This is a genomic window from Sphaerisporangium sp. NPDC005288 (genome assembly GCF_040607475.1).
Lineage (GTDB): Bacteria > Actinomycetota > Actinomycetes > Streptosporangiales > Streptosporangiaceae > Sphaerisporangium > Sphaerisporangium rhizosphaerae.
Genome location: NZ_JBEXGT010000001.1, coordinates 321361 through 343903 on the forward strand (window position 1 = coordinate 321361; position 22543 = coordinate 343903).

Sequence of the window (22543 nt, forward strand, 5' to 3'; positions counted from 1 at the left end):
GCCCCTTTGCCGGGCGTACGCCGGACCTGCTCCTCACCGATGGGTCACGAACCTCACTCACAGCTCCACCGTACCTGCATAGGCCAACGGGGCGGCAGACCATGGGGAGCATGTTCGCTGGTGACGTAACGCGGTAATCATCCTGATTGTTCCCCCACATACGCCTCCAGCACACCTCTCAGGAGATCCAAACCCTCCGTAACGGTGCTTTTGCGGATGTCTTCCCTTGAACCAGGTAAAAGTACGTCTCGGTGCCATATGTCGCCATCCGGACCGGCGACGGCGAGATGGACGGTGCCCACGGGCCGGCCGTCCTGCTCGTCCGGACCGGCCACTCCGGTCACCGCGAGCCCGTACGACGAGCCGGTCACTCGCCGCACGCCGGCCGCCATGGCCGCGGCGACGTCCGGATGGACGGCACCCTCCCGATCGAGGAGATCTTCGGGGACGCCGAGCAGGCGCGCCTTCAGATCGGTCGCGTAGACGATCACGCCGCCGCGGAACGCGGCGGAGGCTCCGCCCGGGACGGTGAGCGTGGCGCCGATCAGCCCCGCGGTCAGCGACTCGGCCACGGCCACCGTGGCCCGCCCGCGCACCAGGAGGGCCAGCACCTCGGCGGCGAGCCCGGCGCTCACCCGCCGCGGGCCTTCTCCGCGACCTTGCGCAGCCGCATGGCGCGGATGACGTAGTCGAGCCCGGTCACCACGGTCACCGCGAGGGCGAGGCCGATCAGCCCCCACCTCAGCGACTGCGGCACCCCCGGCAGGATGTAGAGCGCGATCGCCGCGATCTGCAGGACCGTCTTGACCTTGCCGCCGTAGCTGGCCGGGATGACGCCGTGGCGGATCACCGCCACCCGCAGCGCCGTGACGCCGACCTCCCTGCCGAGGATGGTGCAGGTCACCCACCAGGGCAGCTCCCCCGCCGCCGACAGCGTGACCAGCGCCGCGCCGATGAGCGCCTTGTCGGCGATCGGGTCGGCGATCTTGCCGAAGTCGGTGATCAGCCCGTACCGCCGGGCGAGCCAGCCGTCGAGCTGGTCGGTCAGCGAGGCGAGCAGGAACACCACCAGGGCCGCGTACCGCCAGCCCGTCCCGTCGACGAGCATGCAGGCGACGAAGAACGGGACGACCACCAGCCGGAGGACGGTGAGCACGTTGGCGATGTTCCACGGGCTGACCCGCCGGACCACGGGCGTGGTCACCGGCTCGGTCCCGGTCTCCGGCGTGTTCGTCATGGTCCGGCCTTGATGCGGGCGATCAGGTCGACCCCCTCGGCGTCGACGACGGTCGCCCGCACGATCTGCCCGGGCGCGAGGCCGATGCCCTGGACGGTCACCGAGCCGTCCACCTCGGGGCCCTGGTGGGCGGCCCGGCCCTCGTAGCCGCCGTCGCCGAGGTCGTCCTCGACCAGCACCTCGATGTCGGCGCCGATGCGCTCCTCGGCGCGCTGCGCGGTGAGCTCCTCGGCCAGCTCGGTGAGCGCCGCCACCCGCTCGTCCACGGTGTCCTGGTCGAGCTTGCCGCCCATCTTGGCGGCCTCGGTGCCGTCCTCGTCGGAGTACCCGAAGACGCCGATGACGTCCAGGCGGGCCTCCTCCAGGAAACCGGCCAGCTCGCCGAACTCGGCCTCGGTCTCGCCGGGGAAGCCGACGATGAAGTTGGAGCGCACACCGGCCTCCGGGGCGAGCTCACGAATGCTCTGGAGCAGGTCCAGGAAGCGCCGCGGGTCGCCGAAGCGGCGCATGCGGCGCAGCACCGGGCCGCTGGCGTGCTGGAAGGAGAGGTCGAAGTACGGGGCGACGCCCGGCGTGCCGGCGATCACCTCGATGAGACCGGGACGCAGCTCGGCGGGCTGGAGATAGCTCACCCGGACCCGCTCGATGCCGTCGGTGGCCGCGAGCCGCGGCAGCAGCTTCTCCAGGGCGCGCAGGTCGCCGAGGTCCTTGCCGTAGGAGGTGGAGTTCTCGCTGACGAGCACCAGCTCGCGCACCCCCTCGCCGGCGAGCCAGGCCGCCTCGGCGAGGATCTCCTCGGGCCCGCGCGAGACGTACGCGCCGCGGAAGGCCGGGATGGCGCAGAACGTGCACCTGCGGTCACAGCCGGAGGCGAGCTTCAGCGAGGCCACCGGGCCGCCGGACAGCCGCTTGCGCAGCGTCCGCGGGCCGCTGGCCGGGGCCAGGCCCTCGGGCAGCTCGCCGTGGCCGGGGATGTGGGCGTGCGACCCGCCCGCGGACCGCTCCACCGGCGAGATCGGCAGCAGCGTGCGCCGGTCGCGCGGGCTGTGCGGCACCAGCGGCCGGCCGGACAGCACGTCGTCCAGCCGGGCCCCGATGTCGGTGTAGTCGTCGAAGGAGATGACGGCGGAGGCCTCGGGCAGCGCCTCGGCCAGCTCTTTGCCATAACGCTCGGCCATGCAGCCCGCGGCGACGACCTTGGCGCCGGAGTCGGCGGCCGCGAGCAGCGTGTCGATGGAGTCCTTCTTCGCCGAGTCGATGAAGCCGCAGGTGTTGACGATGACGACGTCGGGGTCGCCGTCGTCGAGCCGCCACCCGGCAGCCTCCATGCGCGCGGCGAGCTCCTCGGAGTCGACCTCGTTGCGCGCGCAACCCAGTGTGATCAGCGATGCGGTTCGGCGGGAAGACATGATGGGCTCTACGGTATCGGGAGTTGGCCACCGCGTGACGCACTCCCCCCGTACTTCCCCGCCGGACCGTCGCGCGCGGCGCCCCGGGGCCTCACCCCGGGGCGCGTCCCTGGCGGGCGGAGCCGGTCACCGCGACCCCGGTTCCTCGGGGCCGAAGGACTTGCGCACGAGCTCGCCGGGCTTGCCGGGCACGCCGAGGTGCTTGCCGTTGACCTCCAGGTCGACGCCTCCGGCGTTGCCGATGGTGACCTTCATGTGCTTGCGGGTCTTCCACGTCGAGGAGTCGCCCGCGCGCATGGTGCCGCGGAACATCGCCTTGCCCTTGTCGTCGCTGACCTCCACCCAGGACGGCTTGTTGGCCTTCACCCGCAGCGTCACCAGGTCGCTCGCCGGTCGGGCCGCGTTGGGGTGGGTGGAGGCCCTGACCGTGGCGGAGGGCTTGGGCGCGGGCGGATTCTTGAGCTCGGCGCCGGTGGCGAGGTTCTCGCCCGGCCGGCTCATGACGCGGGTGACCCCGAAGACCGCGACGATGGCCAGCGCGATCGCCATCGCGGTGGACCAGTTGGGGCTGCGGCGCTCGCGCAGCTTGATCTGGCTCTCGGCCTGGAAGACGGCGGCGGCCCGCACGGGGAGGGGGACGCCGCCGTGTTCCTCGTCGAATTGGTGCACCACGGCGTCGGGGTCGAGCCCCACCGTCTTGGCGATGTTGCGGACGTGACCCCTGGCGTAGAAGTCGCCCCCACAGAGCGAGAAGTCGTCCCGCTCGATGGCGTAGATGACCGTCTCCCTTATCCGCGTGCGGCCGCTCAGCTGAGCGACCGTCATCCCCGCCGCGTTCCGTGCCGCGGCCAGCGTCACTCCAATGCTCATACGTCCCCCTCGCCGTGCACCTGCGCTACGCGCCCGTAATCCGACGATGCGTAGTCATTCACATTCAACCAGTAACCGAGGGGGTCGGTCGCGGAGGGGTCACTCTCCCCGCAAGTCGGCGAGCAGGCCGGGCAGTTCGTCGGGTTTCACCATCACTTCGCGGGCCTTGGACCCTTCGCTCGGCCCGACGACGTTCCGGCTCTCGAGCAGGTCCATCAGGCGACCGGCCTTGGCGAAGCCCACCCGCAGTTTGCGCTGGAGCATCGAGGTGGAGCCGAACTGGGTGGAGACGATCAGCTCGGCCGCCTGGACGAGCAGGTCGAGGTCGTCGCCGATCTCCTCGTCGATCTCGCGCTTGGCGCTCGCCACGGCGGCGACGTCGTCGCGGTACTCCACCTGCATCTGCGCCTTGCAGTGGGCGACGATCTCGTTGATCTCCTTCTCGGAGAGGAACGCGTTCTGCAGGCGCATGGGCTTGCTGGCGCCCATCGGCAGGAACAGCGCGTCGCCCTGGCCCACGAGTTTCTCGGCGCCGGGCTGGTCGAGGATGACCCGGGAGTCGGCCAGGGAGGAGGTGGCGAAGGCCAGCCGGGACGGCACGTTGGCCTTGATCAGGCCGGTGACCACGTCGACCGACGGGCGCTGGGTGGCGATGACCAGGTGGATGCCGGCGGCGCGGGCGAGCTGGGTGATGCGGACGATGGAGTCCTCGACGTCGCGCGGGGCGACCATCATCAGGTCGGCGAGCTCGTCGATGATCACCAGCAGGTAGGGGTAGGGCTGGTAGACGCGCTCGCTGCCCGGCGGCGGCACGAGCTTGCCGGCGCGCACGGCTTTGTTGAACTCGTCGACGTGCCGGAACCCGCTCGCGGCCAGGTCGTCGTAGCGGCGGTCCATCTCGCCCACGACCCATTCGAGGGCTTCGGCGGCCTTCTTCGGGTTGGTGATGATCGGGGTGATCAGGTGGGGGATGCCCTCGTAGGTGTTGAGCTCGACGCGCTTGGGGTCGACGAGCACCATGCGCACCTCGTCGGGCGTGGCGCGCATGAGGATCGAGGAGATCAGCCCGTTGACGCAGACCGACTTGCCCGCGCCGGTGGCGCCGGCGATGAGCAGGTGGGGCATCTTGGCCAGGTTGGCCACTATGGTGCGCCCCTCGACGTCCTTGCCGAGCCCGACGATCATCGGGTGGTGGTCGGCCTGGGCGACCTGCGAGCGCAGCACGTCGCCGAGGCTGACCAGGTCCTTGTCGGTGTTGGGGATCTCGACGCCGATCGCCGACTTGCCGGGGATCGGCGACAGGATGCGCACGTCCGCCGACTTCACGGCGTAGGCGATGTTCTTGGTGAGGGCGGTGACCTTCTCGACCTTGACCGCCGGGCCGAGCTCGATCTCGTACCGGGTGACCGTCGGGCCGCGGGTGAAGCCGATCACCTGGGCGTCGATGGCGAACTGCTCCATCACGCTGGTGAGGGCGTTGACCACGGTGGTGTTGGCCTTGGTCTGCGGCTTGGGCGGGGTGCCGGCACGCAGCACCTGAAGGTCGGGCAGGGCGTACGGGCCGGCCTGCGGCGACAGGACGAGTTGCTCCACCTTGCGCGGGGCGGGGGTGGGCTCGGGCGGCTCGGGCAGGCGGGGCGCCTCGGGGGGCTCCTCGTCCACCAGGCCGGGGACGATCTCGGGCGAGTGGTCGGCCATCTTGCCGGCCCCGTCCGCGATGACCGGAGTGTCGTAGGGCTTGACGTGCTCGCCGACCTCGACGTCGGCCTCGCCGTCCTTGCCGGAGCCCCGCGTGCGGCTCTTGCGCGGGGCGCGGGGCGCCCGGGCGGGGCGCTCGCCCGGCGCGGCCTCGGGGCCGGCGGAGCCCTTCTGGAACAGCATGTGCTGGATCTCGGCCAGGCGCTCGGGCACGCGGTGCACCGGCGTCGCCGTGACCACCAGGACCCCGAAGCCGGACAGCAGCAGGAGCAGGGGGATGGTGATGAAGGCCGGCAGGATGCTCGCGGGAGGCGCCGAGACGATGAAGCCGACCATGCCTCCGGCGGCCGACACCTTGTCCATGCCGTCGGTGGCGGCCGGGCCCGAGGGGTAGGGCGTGGCGTGCGCGACGTGGATGATGCCGAGCAGGCCGGCCAGCAGGGCGGTCCAGCCGATGATCATGCGGCCGGTGTCGGCGTTCTGGTCGGGGTGACGCAGCAGGCGCCAGGCGACCAGCGCCAGCAGGACGGGCACCGACCAGGCCAGCGAGCCGACCGCGCCGCGCAGCACGGCGTCGACCACGGTGGCCGCGGCGCCCTTGGTGGTGCGCCACGTCATGGCGGCCAGGACGATGGCGCCGCCGAGCACGGCCAGGCCGAGGCCGTCGCGGCGGTGGGCGGGGTCCAGTTCGCGCGCCTGCTGCCCGAAGGCCCGCGCGGCGGTGCCGATGCCGTTGGCGAACAGCAGCCACACGCCGACGAACAGCTTGCCGATGGCCAGGAAGACCCAGCCGATCGGGTCGGGCTGCTGGGCGGCGGGACGCCGGGCGGGCGGGCGCCCGCCGGCGCGTGGGCTCGCGGACCGCGCGGCGGCCGGCCGCTTGGCGGAGGACGGGCGCGATGACGTGGACCGCTTCGCCGACCCCTTCGGGGTGCTTTTCGACGTACGGGTGGCCATGGTACCGAGGGTACGCATGGGACGACGGCGCCGCGGGGAGGCGCGCCGGGGCTGTCGTGATCGTCGGGGAACGTCCGGATCTGGCCAGGAGTTGCGTTTTATGTATTGACATCATGTTTCATGTAATGGAACCTCCATCCAACAGGACGTTGGAAGGAGAAGTGATGTCCGCACTCGACTGGACCGTGCTGGGCGCATACTTCGCCGTGATGATCGTCATCGGCGTGTGGTCGAAGAACCGCATCAGGACCGTCATCGACTACTTCACGGCCGGAGGGAAGATCCCCTGGTGGCTGTCGGGGATCTCCCACCACATGTCGGGTTACAGCGCGGTCATGTTCGTCGCGTTCGCCGCCGTCGCCTACGACTACGGGCTCACCGTCTACGTCTGGTGGGCGATGACCATCGGCATCGGCGTGGGCATCGGCGCCTTCCTGTTCGCCGCGCGGTGGAACCGGCTCAGATCCAGGCACGGCGTGGTCTCGCCGCTGGAGTACCTCACCCGGCGCTACAACCTGCCCACCCAGCAGGTCATGGCCTACAGCGGCGCGCTTCTGAAGGTCGTGGACATCGCCGCCAAATGGGTGGCCATCTCGGTGCTGCTCAAGGGCTTCGCCGGCATCCCCATCCAGTACGGCATCGCCATCACCGGCGCGGTCACCGTGGTCTACGTGACGGTCGGCGGGCTGTGGGCCGACGTGCTCACCGACTTCGGCCAGTTCGTCATCCAGGCCGTCGCCGGCGTCGTCATGTTCGCGGCCGTCCTCGGGCACCTCGGCGGGATCTCGGCGCTGTGGACCATGTGGGGCGACCTGCCCGAGGGGCACGGCGATCCGCTGAGCGGGCCCTACACCACGACGTACTTCTTCGCCTTCCTGCTGATCAAGACCTTCGAGTACAACGGCGGGATGTGGAACCTCGCCCAGCGCTACATGGGCGCCCCGTCGGGCTCGCAGGCCAAGCGGGCGGCGCTGCTGTCCAGCGCCCTGTGGCTGCTCTGGCCGCTGGTGCTGTTCATCCCGATGTTCGCCGCGCCGCTCATCGTCCCGGGCCTGACCAACTCCGACCAGTCCTACGTGCGGCTCGCGCAGGAACTGCTGCCGACCGGCCTCATCGGCCTAGTCCTGGCCGGGTTCTTCTCCCACACGATGGCCATGGTCTCCTCCGACGCCAACGTGATCTCGGCGGTGATCACCCGCGACATCCTGCCGGTCTTCGTCCGCCGGCTGCGCGAGCTGCCGGCCGCGGGCGCGCTGCGGCTGGCCCGGGTGACCACCTTCGTCTTCGTAGTCGTCAGCATGACCATCGCGATCACCACCCAGGGGCAGGGCGTGGTGCTGAAGATCGTCGTGGACGTGGTCGCCGCCACGATGGGACCGATCTCGATCCCGCTGATGCTCGGCCTGCTCCCCTGGTTCAAGCGGAGCGGGCCCACCGCGGCCATCACCTCGTGGGCGGCGGGCCTCGCGGTGTGGGCCGTGATCAAGTGGGTGATCGCCTCCGCCGACCAGACCCTCGTCGTCGCGGCCCCGCTGGTGACGTCCTTGGTCCTGTACGTCGTCATCGGGCTCCTGCGCCCGGAGAACACCCCGTCCCGCGACGAACTGGTCGACTCACTGAACACTGATCTTCCTTCGGCGTCTCCCGATCGGCCGACCGCCACCCTCGCGTGACGCGCGCCGGTGGGCGGGGTGAGAGGATCTCTCACCCCGCCCACCGGCTTGTACCGTGACGTGTACGGCTATTTGTCCGACTCCAGGATGCCGCCGTTGGCGACGTCGGACTTCTCGATCTCGGTGAACACGATGCGCACGGCCTCGGGCCGGGCCTTGAGGATGCCCACGGCGGCGTCGGTCACCGCCGCCACGAACTCGCGGCGCTGGTCCATCGTCCGCCCCGACAGCAGTTCCACGGTGATGTTCGGCATAATGCCCTCCGGATTCCATGTGTTGCATCACATGAAATCAGATTCCACTACATGAACCAAGAAGGAGGCAGCCGGCGTGGACGTGATAGTGATCGGCGAGCCGCTGGTCGAGTTCTCGGCGTCCGCTCCCCTCACCGAGGCGGACACCTTCCGCCTGTCGTTCTCCGGAGACGCGCTGAACGCCGCCGTGGCGGCGGCGGCCGCGGGCGCGCATGTCGCCCTGGTGACGCGGGTGGGCCAGGACGAGTTCGGGGAACGGCTGATCCGGTTCGCGGCCGCGCACGGCGTGGACACCCGGTGGATGCTGCCGGGCGCCGGGTCCACGGGGGCCTACGCCGTGGGCGCCGACCCCGCCGGCGAGCGGGCCTTCGCCTACATGCGGGCGTGCAGCGCCGCCTCCAGGCTCGGCCCCTCGGACGTGGCCGACGCGCCGCTGGCCGAGACCGCCGTGCTGCTGGTCAGCGGCATCACCGCCGCACTGTCGGCCTCGTGCGCCCACGCGGTGCGCCATGCGGCCGAGATCGTGCACGCGTCCGGCGGCAAGGTCGTGTACGACCCGAACTTCCGCTCCCGGCTCACCACGCCCGAGCAGGCCGCCGGCGTGCTCGCCGACATCGCGCCGATGGCCGCCCTCGTCGCCCCGTCATGCCCGGGCGACAGCCTCCCCCTGCTCGGCACCGCCGACCCGGCCGAAGTGGTGCGTGCCTGCCTGAAGCTCGGCGCCCGCGCGGTCGCCGTCACCCGCGGCCCCGAGGGCGTCCTGCTCGGCCTGCCCGGCGGGAGGGACGGGTGGCCGGACGGGAGCGCGGGCCCGCTGGTGGAGATCCCGGCGGTCACCGCCCAGGCGGTGGTGGACCAGACAGGGGCCGGTGACGCCTTCATCGGCACGGTGGCGGCGCGACTGGCCACGGGGACGGCGCTGCGCGACGCCGTACGGGCGGGAACGGCGGCCGCCGCCATCAGCCTGCAAGGCCAGGGCGGCACCGGCCGCGTCGCCACCCCCGAGGAGATCGACCGCCTCCTCACCCGCCCCCAGAACCCCTGACCCGGCCCGCCGCGGCGGGCCACCCGGCCCGCCGTACATGGGCGCCGGCTTCGCCGTACCCCCTTCCCACCGCCGCGGCGCCCCTTGTGACCCAGCAGCGAAGCAGAGGAGGCAAGGGCCTGCTCGGCCCGGATGGCGGCGCGGTGGCGGGTGGGCGGGGGTCAGCGGGTGGGGGTGGTGGTGGGGGCGCCCAGGGCTTGGGAGACGTCGCGGGCGGCGGCGGTGACGATCGGGGCGAGCTCCTCCAGGGCGGCGCGGTCCATGTCCATGGCGAGGGTGGAGATGGAGATGCCGCCCAGCACCTGGCCGGTGTGGTCGAAGACGGCCGCGCCGACGCAGCGGATGCCCGGCTCGTTCTCCTCGTCGTCCATGGCGTAGCCGAGGGCGCGGATCTTCTCGAGGTGGGCGAGCAGCTCCTCCACCCCGGTCAGCGTGCCCGGGGTGAGCCGCGGGAGGCCGGTGCGCCCGGCGATGGCGCGCACCTCGTCGTCGTCCAGCCCGGCGAGGATGGCCTTGCCGATGGCCGTCGTGTGCAGGCGCAGGCTCATGCCGACCCGGGAGGGCATCTGGTAGGGCCTGCGGCCCTCCAGCTTGTCCACGTAGACCGCCTCGTCGCCGCTGCGGATGCCGAAGTGGGTGGTGTAGCCGGTGCGTTCGTGCAGGGCGCGCAGCGCCGCCGAGGCCTGCCGGGACGGGTCGAACCTGGTCATGACCCGGCCGGCGAGGGTGAGGATGCGCGGCCCCGGCTCATAGCCCCCCGCGCCGTCGGCGCGGGCGAACCCCCACTCGACGAGCGACTGCAGGATGCGGTGAACGGTCGACTTGGAGACGCCGGTCGCCGCGGCGATGTCGGTCACGCGGTGGTGCTCGGCGATCGCCTCGAGCACCGCCAGCGCCTTGTCGATGGAGCTGCCTTCCCTGACCACGTCCTGAGCCTACTAACAGCCACCGCCTCGCACGCTCCGCACGACCGTGCGAGGGCCGTGACAGGGCCGTGACAGGGTGAGGTCGCGCGGTCGGCGGGCGAGGTCACCGGGCGAGCCAGCCGCCGTCCACCGCCAGAATGTGGCCGTTGACGTAGTCGGAGGCCGCGGAGGCGAGGAAGACGGCCGCGCCGGCGAGGTCCTCGGGGGCGCCCCAGCGGCCGGCCGGGATGCGGGCCCTGATGGCGGGCTCGCGGTCGGGGTCGGCGCGCAACGCGCGCGTGTTGCCGGTGACGATGTACCCGGGGGCGATCGCGTTGACCTGCACCCCCCGCGGCGCCCACTCGCAGGCCAGCGAGCGGGTGAGGCCGGCGACGCCGTGCTTGGCGGCGGCGTACCCGGCCGCGTTGATGCCGCCCTGGAACGACAGCATCGACGCGATCATGATGATCTTCCCCTGCCCCCGTTCGAGCATGGGGACGCCGAGAGCCCGGCTGAGCAGGAAGACCGCGTCGAGGTTGACGTCGAGCACGGCCCGCCAGTCGGCGTAGTCGTGCTCGACGGCCGGCGCCCTGCGGATGATCCCGGCGTTGTTCACCAGGATGTCGACCCGGTGCCGGGCGGCCAGCTCCTCGGCGGCCTCGGGCAGCCGGGCGACGTCGGACAGGTCCAGGACCCACCGCCAGGCCTCTCTGCCGGCCTTGCGGACCTCGGCCTCCACCTCGTCCAGGTCGTCGCGGTGGCCGTGCAGGACGACGTCGGCCCCCGCCCTGGCCAGGCCGGCCGCGATCGCCCGGCCGATGCCGGTGCGCGAGCCGGTGACCAGCGCCGTCCGGCCTTCCAGGGAGAACATCACCGCATCTCGCCGATCGCGACCTGCTCCATGTCGTCGTAGGCCTGGTTCTCGCCGCCCATCGCCCAGACGAAGGCGTAGTTGCGGGTGCCGAACCCGCAGTGCACCGACCACGGCGGCGAGATGACGGCCTGCCGGTCGGCGACGATCAGGTTGCGCGTCTCGTCCGGCCTGCCCATGAGGTGGACGACGCGGGCGTCCGGCGGCACGTCGAAGTACAGGTAGACCTCGGTGCGCCGCTCGTGGGTGTGGCAGGGCATGGTGTTCCACATGGAGCCCGGCTCCAGCACCGTGACGCCGAGGACGAGCTGGCAGCTCTGGATGCCTTTGGCGTGGATGTACTTGTAGATGGTGCGGTCGTTGGAGCCCTCCTGCGAGCCCAGCCGCACCGGCTCGGCGTCCGGCAGCCCCGCCCTGACGGTCGGGTGCCCGGCGTGCGCGGGGGTGGACACCAGGTAGAACGCCCCGCCGCTGAAGGACACCGCGCGCGAGCCCATGCCCACGTACAGGCACTCCTTGGTCCCGAGCGGGTGCTCCTCACCGTCGACGGTGACGACGCCGGGCTCGCCGAGGTTGACGACGCCGAGCTCGCGGCGCTCCAGGAAGTACTCCGCGCGGAGCGCATCGGGGCAGGGAAGGTCCAACGGCGCGTCGCCGGGCGCCGCGCCCCCGACGATGATGCGGTCCTCGTGGGAGTACACCAGGCGGATCTCACCGGGGACGAAGAGGTCCTCGGCGAGGAAGCGGCTCCTGAGCCGGTCGGTCGTCATGCCCGGCACCTGGTCCGGTGCCGTCGCGTACCGTACCTCCACCACGCCTCCTATTCCGTTACATAAAATGCCATATCGCTATATAGAACAGCGCTGGGCGTGCCAGGTCAAGCCGCCGGGAGGACGGCGTGGCGGGACCCGCCCGGAGGGCGTCTAGTACGTGCGGCGGACGCCGCGGGCGGCCACCTCGATGCGGTCGCGCGCCTCGAGCAGGCAGGCGGCGATCTCGCGGTCGCGGCCCGCCGTCAGCCGGGGCACCGGGACCGACACGCTCACCGCGTCACGCGGCGGATAGGCGATGTCCAGCGCCACCCCGAAACAGCGCAGTCCCTCGGTGTTCTCCTCGCGGTCGATGGAGTACCCCCGCTTGCGGATGCGCCGCAGATCGGCCATGAGCTGCGCCTGGTCGACGATGGTGCTCTTGGTGAGGCGGGGCAGCTCGGCCGGCAGCAGGCGCGCCACCTCGGCGTCGTCGCGGGTGGCGAGGATGGCCTTGCCGAGCGAGGTGGTGCTGGCCGGCAGCCGCCGGCCGACCCTGGTGAAGGGCCGCAGGTAGTGGCGCGAGGCCCGCGTGGCGAGGTACACCACGTCGAAGTGGTCGAGCCGCGCCAGGTGGACCGTCTCGCCCGTGACCTCGGCGAGCCAGTCGAGCGCGTCGCGCGCGATCTGCACGACCGGGTCGCCGTCGATGTAGGTGGCGCCCACCAGCAGCGCCCGCATGCCGATGCGGTAGAGGGTGCCCGTGACGTCGGTCTCGATCCACCCGAGGCCGACCAGCGTGCGCAGCAGGGCGTGCAGGCTGCTCTTGGGATAGCCGAGCTTGCCTTGGAGGTCGGACAGGCTGTGCAGGCCGGGATACTGGGCGAAGAAGTCGAGCAGCTCGACGGTCCGCACGGCGGACTTGACGTGCGGCACCGCGGTCCCCTCTTGCGGCACCGCGGTTCCCTGCTCCGTCATTTGCGCCCTCCCTGCCGCACGTTACCTCCATTGTCGCCCGGTCACGACTCGACGACGCGACCGCCGAGCCAGGCGTACTCGGGATCGGACGCATCCAGCTCCGCCAGCTCGGCCGCGTAGGCCTCGGCGTCGTCCACCGGCTCGTAGCCGAGCGCCCGTCCCGCCGACAGGTCCCACCAGTTGCGGGTGTTGGCCGACACGCCCCAGACCACCGCGTAGGTCAGATCCGACGAGGTCAGGCAGGCGTGGGCCAGGCGCACCATGTCCCCCGGGCTGAGCCAGGTGGACAGCGCGCGCGGGCTCGGCGGGCGCTGCTCGAACGTGCCGATGCGCAGGCACGCGACCCGCATGCCGTACCGGTCGGAGTAGTAGCGGCCGAGGGCCTCGCCGTAGGCCTTGGACACGCCGTAGTGCGAGTCGGGCGCCACCGGGGTGTCGGCGGGCACCGACTCCCGCCGGGGCGTGAACCCCGCCGCGTGGTTGCTGCTGGCGTACACGAACCGCTCGACCCCGGCCTGCCGCGCGGCCTCCATCACGTGGTAGGTGCCCTCGATGTTGGCCGTGAGCGCCTCCTCGAACGTGGCGCCGGTGGAGGGGACGCCGGCCAGGTGCACGACCGCGGACACCCCCTTCATCGCCCGGTCGAGCACCGCCGGGTCGGCGATGTCCCCGCAGATCACCTCGAAGCGCTCGTGCTCCATCGGGGTGCGGTCGAGCAGCCGCAACGTGTGGCCGTACTCGGGCAGACCGGAGGTCAGGCAGGCGCCGATACGTCCGGCGGCACCGGTCACAAGAACGTTGTTCGCCGGGTTCACTGGGGTCGCCGTGTTCGCTGGATTCGCCGTGTTCGCCGTGTTCGCCGTGTTCACCATGTGGCCACCGTATGGGCGGCGATGTGGTCCACGTCAAGATCGTCACCCAGTCCTGGACGACACGGGAGTGCGACATTTCCTGAATCGTCCAAAGGATCGATGATCGAGCGGAGATGCGGCGGCGGGGCGTCGTAGTCCGAGTGCGGGTGCAGCAGGCCGCGCTCGTACCACTCGCCGCACAGCGTCGCCCCGATCACGGCGAGCGCGCCCGACCCGTTGCCGTGGATCTCACAGCCCATCCCGAACGACTCGGCGGTGTGCACGGCCTTCAGCGCCGGGATGATCCCTCCGGAGCCGACGACGCCCACGCGCAGGATGTCGCACGCCCCCGCCGCGATCCACTCGGCCCGCGCCATGTGCTTGCCCCAGGAGGTCTCCGGCCCGAGGATCGGGGTGGCGAGCTGGTCGGCCAGCCAGCGGTAGGACTGCACCGACGCCTCCTCCATCGGCTCCTCGTACCAGGCGAAGTTCAGCTCGTCCAGCGCCCGGCCGAGCCGCAGGGCCTCGGTGCGGCTGTACCAGTGGTTGCTGTCCAGCATCAGGGCGACGTCGGGGCCGACCGCGTCCCGCACGGCCGCGCACGCCTTGATGTCCAGCTCGACGCCATGACGCATCGGCGGCATCCAGGTGTGCAGCTTGATGCCCCGGTAGCCCCGCGCCACCAGATCCTTGGCGAAGCTCGCGTAGTCCGACAGCGTGGCCAGGCCGCCGGGTATGTCGTCGCCGCACATCGTGCTGGCGTAGGCGGGGACGACCGAGCGGGCGCCGCCGAGGAGCTTCCAGACGGGCAGGCCGAGCCTGCGGCCCGCCAGGTCCCACAGGGCCTGGTCCACGGTGCTCAGCAGGCGGTCGGTGAGGTGGCCGTGGGCGCCGCGCTGGCGCCGCGCGAGCGCGTGCCACAGCCGCTCGCGCTCGAGACCGTCCTGGCCGGTCAGCACGGGGCGCACGTGCGCCTGGATCATGCTCTCGCGCAGCGTCTCGGGCTGTCCGAGGCAGTACCCCTTGGCGCCGTCGCTGTCGGTGATCTCCAGCAGCGCCTCCTTGACCTCCCGCGGCGGGCCCGGATGCCGGTGACCGTGCCCGTCCACCACCGATCTGGCGACGGTCGTGAACACCGTGACGCCGACGCGCTCGATGACGGCCATGACCTCTCCTTCCGCTCGATCGCCCCCGGCCTCGCCGGGGTGGAACCGGGACCGGCGCCCGCGGTCAGGTGACGGGTACCGGTCCCGGGGTCGTGCCGGGCCGGGCTAGGAGTGCGACTGCTTCCACTCGGCCTGCGCCTCGGTGAGCTTCCGCGCCAGGGTGTCGAGGAACTCCTGCGGCTTCATCCGGCCGAGCAGGACCTTCTGGAACAGCGGCTCGGTGTCGGCCTTGGTGATGGAGGAGAACTGCGGCAGGTAGTACGGCGGCGAGACCACCACGGTCGAGGGGTCGCCCAGGACCTGCACGGCGTTCTTCAGGTAGGGCCGCTCGTCGAGCCAGGAGTCGGCCTGGGCGTCCTTGTTGGCCGGGATCTGGCCGGTCTGCTGGTTCCAGTAGCTGTTGCTGTCCTTGGAGACCAGGAAGTCGACGAACTTCCAGGCCGCGTCCTTGTGCTCGCTGTTCTTGAACACCGCGAACCCGTCGACCGGGTTGGCCACGATGGTGCGCTTGCCCGAGGCACCGACCGGCATCGGGAAGGCGTCGATCTTGTCGGCGCCGAACGCCTTCACGTGGTCGTTGTAGGACCCCAGGTTGTGGTGCATCATCGCGACCTTGCCGCTGGTGAACTGGGCCACCATCTTCGGGAAGTCGTTGGTGACGTCCGCCTCCGGCGTGTCCTTCTTGTACAGCGCGGCGATCTTGGACACCAGCTCGACGTTCCTGGGGTCGTTGACGGTGCTCTTGCCGGAGGCGTCGAAGAACTCGGTGACCCCGGAGTAGGCGTAGGCCTCGGCCAGGAGCTGGAAGATCGAACCGGCGCCGCCGCGGATGGTCCAGCCGTACTGGTCGGGGGCCTTGGTCAGCTTGTCCGCCGCCGCGAAGAACTCGTCCCAGGTCTTGGGCGCCTGGACCCCGGCGGCCGACAGCTTGTCCTTCTGGTACCAGACGACGTCGAGGTTGGAGGTCGCCGGCACCATGTAGAGCTTGCCGCCGGGGTCGGTCCGCTTGACCGAGGCGAGCATGCTGTCCAGCAGCTTGCCGTTCGCCGGGCTCTTGGCCAGCCAGTCGTCGGCCGGCTCCAGCGCCTGCTGCCCGGTCAGGCCGGCCAGGTAGCTGGTGGTCACGCCGCCCACGTCGGGCGTCTCGCCGCCGGCGATCGCGGTGTCGTACTTCTGCTGGACCGAGGCGATCGGGATGCCCACGTACTCGACGTGGATGGTCGGGTTGGCCTGCTCGAACCGCTTGATCAGCTCCTGGTAGAGCGGCGTGCGGACGCCGCCGTTGTTGTCCCAGAAGGTGATCGTCGTCTTGCCGCCGGACGCCTGCCCGCCGCCTCCGGAGTCCGACCCGCAGGCCGACGCGGTGACCGAAAGGGCGAGGACGGCGACGGCCGCCGTGCAGACCTTGGTGATGGTTCTCATGGTGTGGTGTCCTCCAGGCGGGGGTGGCTATCCCTTCACGGCACCGGCGCTGATGCCGTGCACGAGATAGCGCTGGATCACTGCGAACACGCAGACGACAGGGACGGCCGCCACCACGCCGCCCGCCGCCAGGGCCCCGAAGTCGGCGCTGTACTCCCCGATCGTGTAGCTCAGGCCGACGGGGATGGTGAAGTTGGCCTGCTTGCTGATGAACATCAGCGCGAACAGGAAGTTGTTCCAGGTGTGGATGAAGGCGAACGACCCGACCGCGATGAGGCCGGGACGCAGCTGCGGGAGCACGACCGCGAAGAAGGCACGGACGCGCGTGCAGCCGTCCACCATCGCCGCCTCCTCCACCTGGAAGGGCACCGCGGCGACGAACCCGCTCATCAGGATGATCGAGAGCGGGAGGTTGAACACCGTGTCCGCGATCACCAGGCTCCACAGGGAGTTGATCAGCCCGAGGCCGCGGAAGATCGTGAACAGCGGGATCAGCATCATGGCGCCCGGGATGAACTGCGTGCACAGCAGGGCCACCATGAACACCGTCCGGCCGCGGAAGCGGAATCGCGCCAGCGCGTACCCGCCCATGAGGGCGACCACCGTCGTGAACAGCAGCGACAGCACGCCCACGACCACGCTGTTCCTGAAGAAGACCGCGTAGCCGATGTCGTTCCACACGGTCTCGAAGTGCTCGAAGGTGATCGGCCAGGGCACCGGCGCGGTGGAGCCGGTCGGCCGCAGCGCGAAGACGATCATCCAGTAGAACGGCACCAGCGTGAAGATCAGGTAGAGGCCCAGCGGGACGTACAGCCGCAGCACCCTGCCCGGATCCTTGCGGGGCCGCGGCCCGGGGGCCGTCCGGACGCCCACCTTCCCGGGGCGCCGCACGATGGTCTCGGTTGCCATGGAAGCGCCCCTCATGCCTTGTGGTCCGCGCCGAACCGGCTCAGCCGGAGGTACAGCAGCGAGCAGAACAGCAGGATCAGGAAGCCCGCCGTCGTGAGCGCCGAGCCGTACCCGAAGTCCTTGGAGTCGATGGCGCGCTGGGCCACGTACAGCGGCAGCGTGGTGGTGACCTGGGCCGGGCCGCCGCCGGTGAGCGTGTAGATCAGGTCGACGTTGTTGAACTCCCACACCGAGCGCAGCAGTGTGGCCAGCACGATGGCGTCGCGCAGGTGGGGCAGGGTGACGTGCAGGAAGCGGCGGGCGCGCCCCGCCCCGTCGACGGCCGCCGCCTCGTACAGCTCGCCGGGGATGCCCTGGAGCCCCGCGAGCAGCAGGATCGCGAAGAAGGGCACGCCGCGCCACAGCTCGGTGACCACGACGGCGCCGAACACGGTGTCGGGATTGCCGAGCACCGCGGCCTCCGGCGCGCCGAGGTAGCGGACGATGCCGGTGGTGGGGTTGTAGAGCAGGATCCAGATGCCGGTGGTGAGCACTCCGGAGACCGCCCACGGGGAGAAGACCATCGAACGGGCGAGCCCCCGGCCGATGAAACTTTCATTGACGATGAGCGCCAGCGCGAGGCCGAGCACGAGTTGCAGCGCGATCTCGACGACCACCCATTTGGCGGTGAAACCGAGGCTCGTCCAGAACAGCGGGTCCTCGAAAAGCATCTCCCGGAAGTTCGCCAGCCCGGCGAAGCCGTTGGACCACGGCTTGGTCAGGTTGTAGTGCTGGAGGCTGTAGTACAGGACGCTGCCGATCGGGTAGACGAGGAACACCGTGATCAGCAGGACGGTCGGGGAGATCAACAGGTACGGGGCCCAGCGCAGGGCCCGGGGACGCCCCCTCGCCGCCGCTGTCCTGGCGAATGCCACCTGGCGCTCCGTTCGGTCGGCCGTCGAATGAGTGACACATTCTTGAACAAGGTTCACACTTGTGGACGCGCCGTCAACGTAGGAAGGCGGCACGCGCGATGTCAACCCTTCGCCAGGTAACCAAAGCATTTCGGATGCCGGGCACGCAGGTTTCCCCCGCTCCCTTGACTGGCGGGGCATGGCCGCCATACGTTCCCTGTGTTCATATACGTGAATACAGTCCTGGCATGTGTACGCGAGAGAGGACCGTATGACTTCGCTGGTGGATCGGCTCGACGGGCCGCTCTTCTTTCCCGTCACCCCCTGCGACGACCGGGAGCGGCTCAACCTCGACGCCTTCCGCGAGCACGTCCGCGACGGCGTGGCCGCCGGATGCGGCGCGGTGTTCGCCTGCTGCGGCACGGGCGAGTTCCCCTCGCTGAGCCTCGCCGACTACGCGGCGTGCGTCGCGGCCGCCGTCGAGGAGACCGCCGGGCGGGTGCCCGTCATCGCCGGCACCGGATACGCCACCGCGCTCGCCGCCGGCTTCTCCGCGGCCGCCGAACAGGCCGGCGCCGACGGGCTGCTCGCCCTGCCGCCCTACCTCGTGCAGCCCGACCAGGAGGGCTTGCGGCGCCACTACCAGGCCCTCGCCGACGGCACCCGGCTGCCGGTGATCCTCTACCAGCGCGACAACGCGATCTTCGAGCCGCGGACCGTCGTCGAACTGGCCCGCCATCCCGGCATCATCGGGTTCAAGGACGGCCACGGCGACCTGGACCTGCTCCAGCGCGTCATCAGCGCCGCGCGCACCGCCTCGGCGGATCTGCTGTTCTTCAACGGCCTGCCCACCGCCGAGATGTCCGCGCTCGCCTACCGCGGGCTCGGCATCACCCGATACTCCTCCGCGGTGTTCTGCTTCGTCCCCGGCGTGGCCCTGGCCTTCCACAAGGCCCTGCTCGCCGGGGACGACGCCGTGACCGACCGGCTGATCGACGAGTTCTACCGGCCGCTGGTCGAGCTGCGCCGCCAGGGCGCCGGATACGCGGTGTCGCTGATCAAGGCCGGCGTGCGCCTGCGCGGCCTGGACGCCGGCCCCGTGCGCGCCCCGCTGTGCGAGCCGGCGCCCGAGCACGTCAAGCGGCTCGGCGAGCTGATCGAGCGCGCACTGTCGATCACCGAGAGCCCCTGACCCGCACGGCGCCGCGTCGGGGAGGCGCCCGCCCGGGCCCCGCGGGCACGCCCGCCCGGGGCCCGGACCCCCTGGAGGCCGCCCTCCGCCGGAGCGGGGGCCTCCCTGACCCAGGAGGTATCCCCTTGCCAGCACCCACCACGACCGCGGCCGTCCTGGCCGCGGCCGTCCTGGCCGCGGCGCTGTGCGCCGCCACGCTGACCGCCGTCCCCGCGGCCTCGGCCGCCACCGGCCACGACGTCCCGCTCGGACGGCGCACGCTGCCCGCCGGCGACGGATGGGCCGCCGCGACCACCGGCACCACCGGCGGCGCCGCGGCCGACGACGCCCACGTGTTCACCGTCCGCACCCGCAAGGAACTGGTCACCGCCCTGAACAAGGGCGACGCCACCCCCAAGATCATCTACGTGAAGGGTGTCATCGACGGCAACACCGACGACACCGGCGCCCGGCTGACCTGCGACGACTACGCGACCGGCGGCTACACCCTGCCCGCCTACCTCGCCGCCTACGACCCGGCGGTGTGGGGCCGCGACGCCGAGCCGTCCGGGCCCCTGGAGGACGCGCGCGCCGCCTCCGCCGCCCGCCAGACCGCCCAGATCAAGCCGAAGGTCGGCTCCAACACCACCATCGCCGGCCTCGGCAACGCCGTGATCAAAGGCCTGAACCTGCACGTCGACAAGGCCGACAACGTCATCATCAGGAACATCAGGTTCCAGGACGCCTACGACTGCTTCCCCCAGTGGGACCCGACCGACGGCGCCGAGGGCAACTGGAACTCGCTGTACGACGACATCTCGGTCACCGGCTCCACCCACGTCTGGGTGGACCACAACGGCTTCGACGACGGCGGCGACCCTGACTCGGCCCAGCCGCTGTACTTCGGCCGGCCCTACCAGGTGCACGACGGCGAACTCGACATCACCAGCGGCTCCGACCTCGCCACCGTCTCGTGGAACCGGTTCGCCGACCACGACAAGACCATGCTGATCGGCTCGACCAACAACCCCGCCGCCGACCGCGGCAAGCTGAACGTGACCGTGCACCACAACGTGTTCGACACCATCCTGCAGCGGGCGCCGCGCGTGCGGTTCGGCCAGGTGCACGTGTACGACAACTACTACGACATCCCGGCCGGCGACGAGTACGTCTACAGCTTCGGCGCCGGGGTGGAGTCGAAGATCTACGCCGAGGACAACTTCTTCCGGCTCGGCGCCGGGGTGGACCCGGGCACGATCATCTACAACTGGGGCGGCACCGCCCTGCACGCCACCGGCACGCTGGTGGCCTCGGGCGGCAGGGTGCGCCAGGTGGACATCCTGGCCGCGCACAACGCCACCCACGACCCCGACCTGTCCGGCGACGTCGGATGGACCCCGGCCCTGCACACCCGCGTCGACCCCGCGGCCGTCGTGCCGCTGACCGTGCCGCTGCTGGCGGGCCCCGGCCGCCTGCGCTGACCCGGCGCGGGCGGCGACGTGCCGCCACGCCCCGCCCCGGACCCCTGAGCCGAGCGCCCTGTCAGGTCAGACCTGACGGGCCCCTTCCCCGGCGGCCAGGCACCCCCCGGACCGTCACGCCGTCGAACCGCGGCGTGACGGTCCCCGTGCTCACACCTCGACGATGACCGGGACGATCATCGGCCGGCGGCGGTAGGTGTCGTTGACCCAGCGCCCGACGATGCGGCGGGTGACGCGGCGCATCTGCTGGATGTCGGCCACGCCGTCGGCGGCGGCGTCCTGCAGCGCCTTCTCGATCAGCGGGATGACCGCCTCGAAGGCGTCGATCTCGATGCCCGACCCCCGCGCGTACATCTCGGGGCCGCCGCTGACCTTCCCCGTCGTGGAGTCGACCACCACGACCACCGAGATGAAGCCCTCGTCCCCGAGGATGCGGCGGTCCTTCAGCGCGACGTCGGTGATGCCGCCGACCGACGAGCCGTCCACGTAGACATAGCCGCACGGGACCGCGCCGACGATGCGCGCCCGGCCGTCGACCAGGTCGACGACCACGCCGTCCTCGGCGATGACGATGTGGTCGTCCGGCACGCCGGTGAGCGCGGCCAGCTTCGCGTGCGCCCGCAGGTGGCGCCACTCGCCGTGCACGGGCATGAAGTTCGACGGCTTGGTGGCGTTCAGCACGTACAGCAGTTCACCCGCGGCGGCGTGACCGGAGACGTGCACCAGCGCGTTGCCCTTGTGGACCACGCGCGCGCCCCAGCGGGTGAGCCCGTTGATGACCTTGTTGACGGCCGTCTCGTTGCCCGGCACCAGCGACGACGCCAGCACGACCGTGTCACCCTCGGCGACCCGGATGGGGTGGTCGCGGTTGGCCATGCGCGACAGCGCCGCCATCGGCTCGCCCTGCGACCCCGTGCAGATCAGCACGACGTCCTCCGGCGGCCACTCCTCGATCTCGCGGGCGTCCACCAGCAGGCCGGCCGGCACCCGCAGGTACCCCAGCTCGCGGGCCACGCCCATGTTCCTGACCATCGAGCGGCCGATGAGCGCGACCTTGCGCCCGTTCTGCTCGGCGGCGTCGAACACCTGCTGCACGCGGTGCACGTGCGAGGCGAAGCAGGCCACGATGATGCGCTTGGTCGCGCTGCGGAAGACCTCGTCGATCACCGGGCTGATGGTGGCCTCGCTCGGCACGAAGCCGGGCACCTCGGAGTTGGTGGAGTCCGACATCAGCATGTCGACGCCCTCGGCGCCGAGCCTGGCGAACCCGCCGAGGTCGGTCAGCCGGCCGTCGAGCGGAAGCTGGTCCATCTTGAAGTCGCCGGTGTGCAGGACGATGCCCGCGGGCGTCCTGATCGCCACGGCGAGGGCGTCGGGGATCGAGTGGTTGACCGCGAAGAACTCGCACTCGAACGGGCCGAACCGCTGCCGCTGCCCCTCGGCCACCTCGACCTTGACCGGCTGGATGCGGTGCTCGGTGAGCTTGCTCTCGATCATGCCCAGGGTCAGGCGGGAGCCGACCAGGGGGATGTCGCGGCGCTCGCGCAGCAGGTACGGGACGGCGCCGATGTGGTCCTCGTGGGCGTGGGTCAGCACGACCGCCTCGATTTGGTCCAGGCGGTCCCGGATGTAGTCGAAGTCGGGCAGGATCAGATCGACGCCCGGCTGGTCGGGCTCCGGGAACAGCACGCCGCAGTCGACCACCAGCAGCCGGCCGTCGAACTCGAAGACCGCCATGTTGCGGCCGATCTCACCGAGCCCGCCGAGCGCGACGATGCGCAGGCCGTGCTCCGGCAGGGCCGGAGGCGGCCCCAGCTCGGGATGCGGATGACTCATGCTCTCCCCCCGTGTACATCGGCCCGCCGCGCGTGTACGGCTCCCTCGCCGAGCCGTCCGGCGCGTCGCGGGCCGAGATCGTCGTGTCTCTCTCTCAAACTCTCAGTTCCTCCCCGCCGCGAACAGCGCGCGGCGACTCGTTCAGGTGGGTGCTCCGCCGCTCACGAC

General features: G+C 71.1%; 20 protein-coding genes. 4 read left to right on the forward strand and 16 right to left on the reverse strand.

Annotated elements, in window-relative coordinates; genetic code table 11:
• Positions 1–137 precede the first annotated feature (137 nt).
• The 5 genes from ABZU32_RS01335 to ABZU32_RS01355 all read right to left on the reverse strand — a co-directional run bounded on the left by ABZU32_RS01335 (position 138) and on the right by ABZU32_RS01355 (position 6171).
• Complete coding sequence (locus tag ABZU32_RS01335) at positions 138–635, reverse strand: nicotinamide-nucleotide amidohydrolase family protein (protein WP_354915526.1); 498 nt, start codon at positions 633–635, stop codon at positions 138–140.
• Positions 632–1237: a CDP-diacylglycerol--glycerol-3-phosphate 3-phosphatidyltransferase gene (pgsA, locus tag ABZU32_RS01340; RefSeq protein WP_354915529.1), complete on the reverse strand. Its 606-nt coding sequence runs from the start codon at positions 1235–1237 to the stop codon at positions 632–634. The genes ABZU32_RS01335 and pgsA overlap by 4 nt, the downstream gene beginning before the upstream one ends.
• Positions 1234–2646, reverse strand: a complete 1413-nt coding sequence (gene rimO / locus ABZU32_RS01345; RefSeq protein ID WP_354915532.1) for a 30S ribosomal protein S12 methylthiotransferase RimO — start codon at positions 2644–2646, stop codon at positions 1234–1236. Before rimO ends, pgsA begins: the two co-directional genes overlap by 4 nt.
• Before the next feature lie 126 nt (positions 2647–2772).
• Positions 2773–3516 (reverse strand): RodZ domain-containing protein, encoded by a 744-nt coding sequence (locus ABZU32_RS01350; RefSeq protein ID WP_354915534.1) that lies wholly within the window; start codon positions 3514–3516, stop codon positions 2773–2775.
• A gap of 99 nt (positions 3517–3615) precedes the next feature.
• On the reverse strand, positions 3616–6171 hold the full coding sequence (locus ABZU32_RS01355; RefSeq protein ID WP_354915536.1) for a DNA translocase FtsK: 2556 nt from the start codon (positions 6169–6171) through the stop codon (positions 3616–3618).
• 164 nt (positions 6172–6335) lie between these two features.
• Between ABZU32_RS01355 and ABZU32_RS01360 the strand changes: the two genes are divergently transcribed.
• Positions 6336–7844: a sodium:solute symporter family protein gene (locus tag ABZU32_RS01360; protein WP_354915540.1), complete on the forward strand. Its 1509-nt coding sequence runs from the start codon at positions 6336–6338 to the stop codon at positions 7842–7844.
• Positions 7845–7912: 68 nt separating this feature from the next.
• On the opposite strand, the gene ABZU32_RS01365 is transcribed toward ABZU32_RS01360, so the two are convergent.
• The gene (locus ABZU32_RS01365; RefSeq protein WP_354915542.1) at positions 7913–8098 is read right to left on the reverse strand and encodes a tautomerase family protein; all 186 of its coding nucleotides are present in this window, start codon (positions 8096–8098) and stop codon (positions 7913–7915) included.
• A gap of 76 nt (positions 8099–8174) precedes the next feature.
• On the opposite strand from ABZU32_RS01365, the gene ABZU32_RS01370 reads away from it, so the two are divergent.
• Positions 8175–9143 carry a sugar kinase gene (locus ABZU32_RS01370; protein ID WP_354915545.1) on the forward strand — a complete coding sequence of 323 codons (969 nt, stop codon included), beginning with the start codon at positions 8175–8177 and terminating at the stop codon, positions 9141–9143.
• 161 nt (positions 9144–9304) lie between these two features.
• Here the strand turns inward: ABZU32_RS01370 and ABZU32_RS01375 are convergent, their stop codons facing one another.
• The 9 genes from ABZU32_RS01375 to ABZU32_RS01415 form a co-directional block, all read right to left on the reverse strand.
• A complete protein-coding gene (locus tag ABZU32_RS01375) occupies positions 9305–10069 on the reverse strand; it encodes an IclR family transcriptional regulator (protein ID WP_354915548.1) in 765 nt (254 codons plus the stop codon).
• A gap of 103 nt (positions 10070–10172) precedes the next feature.
• The gene (locus ABZU32_RS01380; protein WP_354915551.1) at positions 10173–10919 is read right to left on the reverse strand and encodes an SDR family oxidoreductase; all 747 of its coding nucleotides are present in this window, start codon (positions 10917–10919) and stop codon (positions 10173–10175) included.
• Positions 10919–11731: a 5-dehydro-4-deoxy-D-glucuronate isomerase gene (kduI, locus tag ABZU32_RS01385; RefSeq protein ID WP_354915554.1), complete on the reverse strand. Its 813-nt coding sequence runs from the start codon at positions 11729–11731 to the stop codon at positions 10919–10921. Before kduI ends, ABZU32_RS01380 begins: the two co-directional genes overlap by 1 nt.
• Positions 11732–11842: 111 nt before the next feature.
• Positions 11843–12646, reverse strand: a complete 804-nt coding sequence (locus tag ABZU32_RS01390; RefSeq protein ID WP_354835205.1) for an IclR family transcriptional regulator — start codon at positions 12644–12646, stop codon at positions 11843–11845.
• 41 nt (positions 12647–12687) lie between these two features.
• Complete coding sequence (locus ABZU32_RS01395; protein ID WP_354915557.1) at positions 12688–13518, reverse strand: NAD(P)-dependent oxidoreductase; 831 nt, start codon at positions 13516–13518, stop codon at positions 12688–12690.
• Positions 13512–14663, reverse strand: a complete 1152-nt coding sequence (locus ABZU32_RS01400) for an enolase C-terminal domain-like protein (RefSeq protein ID WP_354915560.1) — start codon at positions 14661–14663, stop codon at positions 13512–13514. Before ABZU32_RS01400 ends, ABZU32_RS01395 begins: the two co-directional genes overlap by 7 nt.
• Before the next feature lie 105 nt (positions 14664–14768).
• Complete coding sequence (locus ABZU32_RS01405) at positions 14769–16085, reverse strand: sugar ABC transporter substrate-binding protein (protein WP_354915563.1); 1317 nt, start codon at positions 16083–16085, stop codon at positions 14769–14771.
• Between the two features lie 27 nt (positions 16086–16112).
• On the reverse strand, positions 16113–16994 hold the full coding sequence (locus tag ABZU32_RS01410) for a carbohydrate ABC transporter permease (protein WP_354835213.1): 882 nt from the start codon (positions 16992–16994) through the stop codon (positions 16113–16115).
• An 11-nt stretch (positions 16995–17005) separates the two neighbouring features.
• A complete protein-coding gene (locus ABZU32_RS01415) occupies positions 17006–17908 on the reverse strand; it encodes a sugar ABC transporter permease (RefSeq protein WP_354835215.1) in 903 nt (300 codons plus the stop codon).
• A 250-nt stretch (positions 17909–18158) separates the two neighbouring features.
• Here ABZU32_RS01415 and ABZU32_RS01420 point away from each other — a divergent pair, with 250 nt between their 5' ends.
• The gene (locus ABZU32_RS01420) at positions 18159–19079 is read left to right on the forward strand and encodes a 5-dehydro-4-deoxyglucarate dehydratase (protein WP_354835217.1); all 921 of its coding nucleotides are present in this window, start codon (positions 18159–18161) and stop codon (positions 19077–19079) included.
• A 125-nt stretch (positions 19080–19204) separates the two neighbouring features.
• Positions 19205–20539, forward strand: a complete 1335-nt coding sequence (locus tag ABZU32_RS01425; protein ID WP_354915566.1) for a pectate lyase — start codon at positions 19205–19207, stop codon at positions 20537–20539.
• A 150-nt stretch (positions 20540–20689) separates the two neighbouring features.
• On the opposite strand, the gene ABZU32_RS01430 is transcribed toward ABZU32_RS01425, so the two are convergent.
• Complete coding sequence (locus ABZU32_RS01430; protein ID WP_354835221.1) at positions 20690–22375, reverse strand: ribonuclease J; 1686 nt, start codon at positions 22373–22375, stop codon at positions 20690–20692.
• Positions 22376–22543 lie beyond the last annotated feature (168 nt).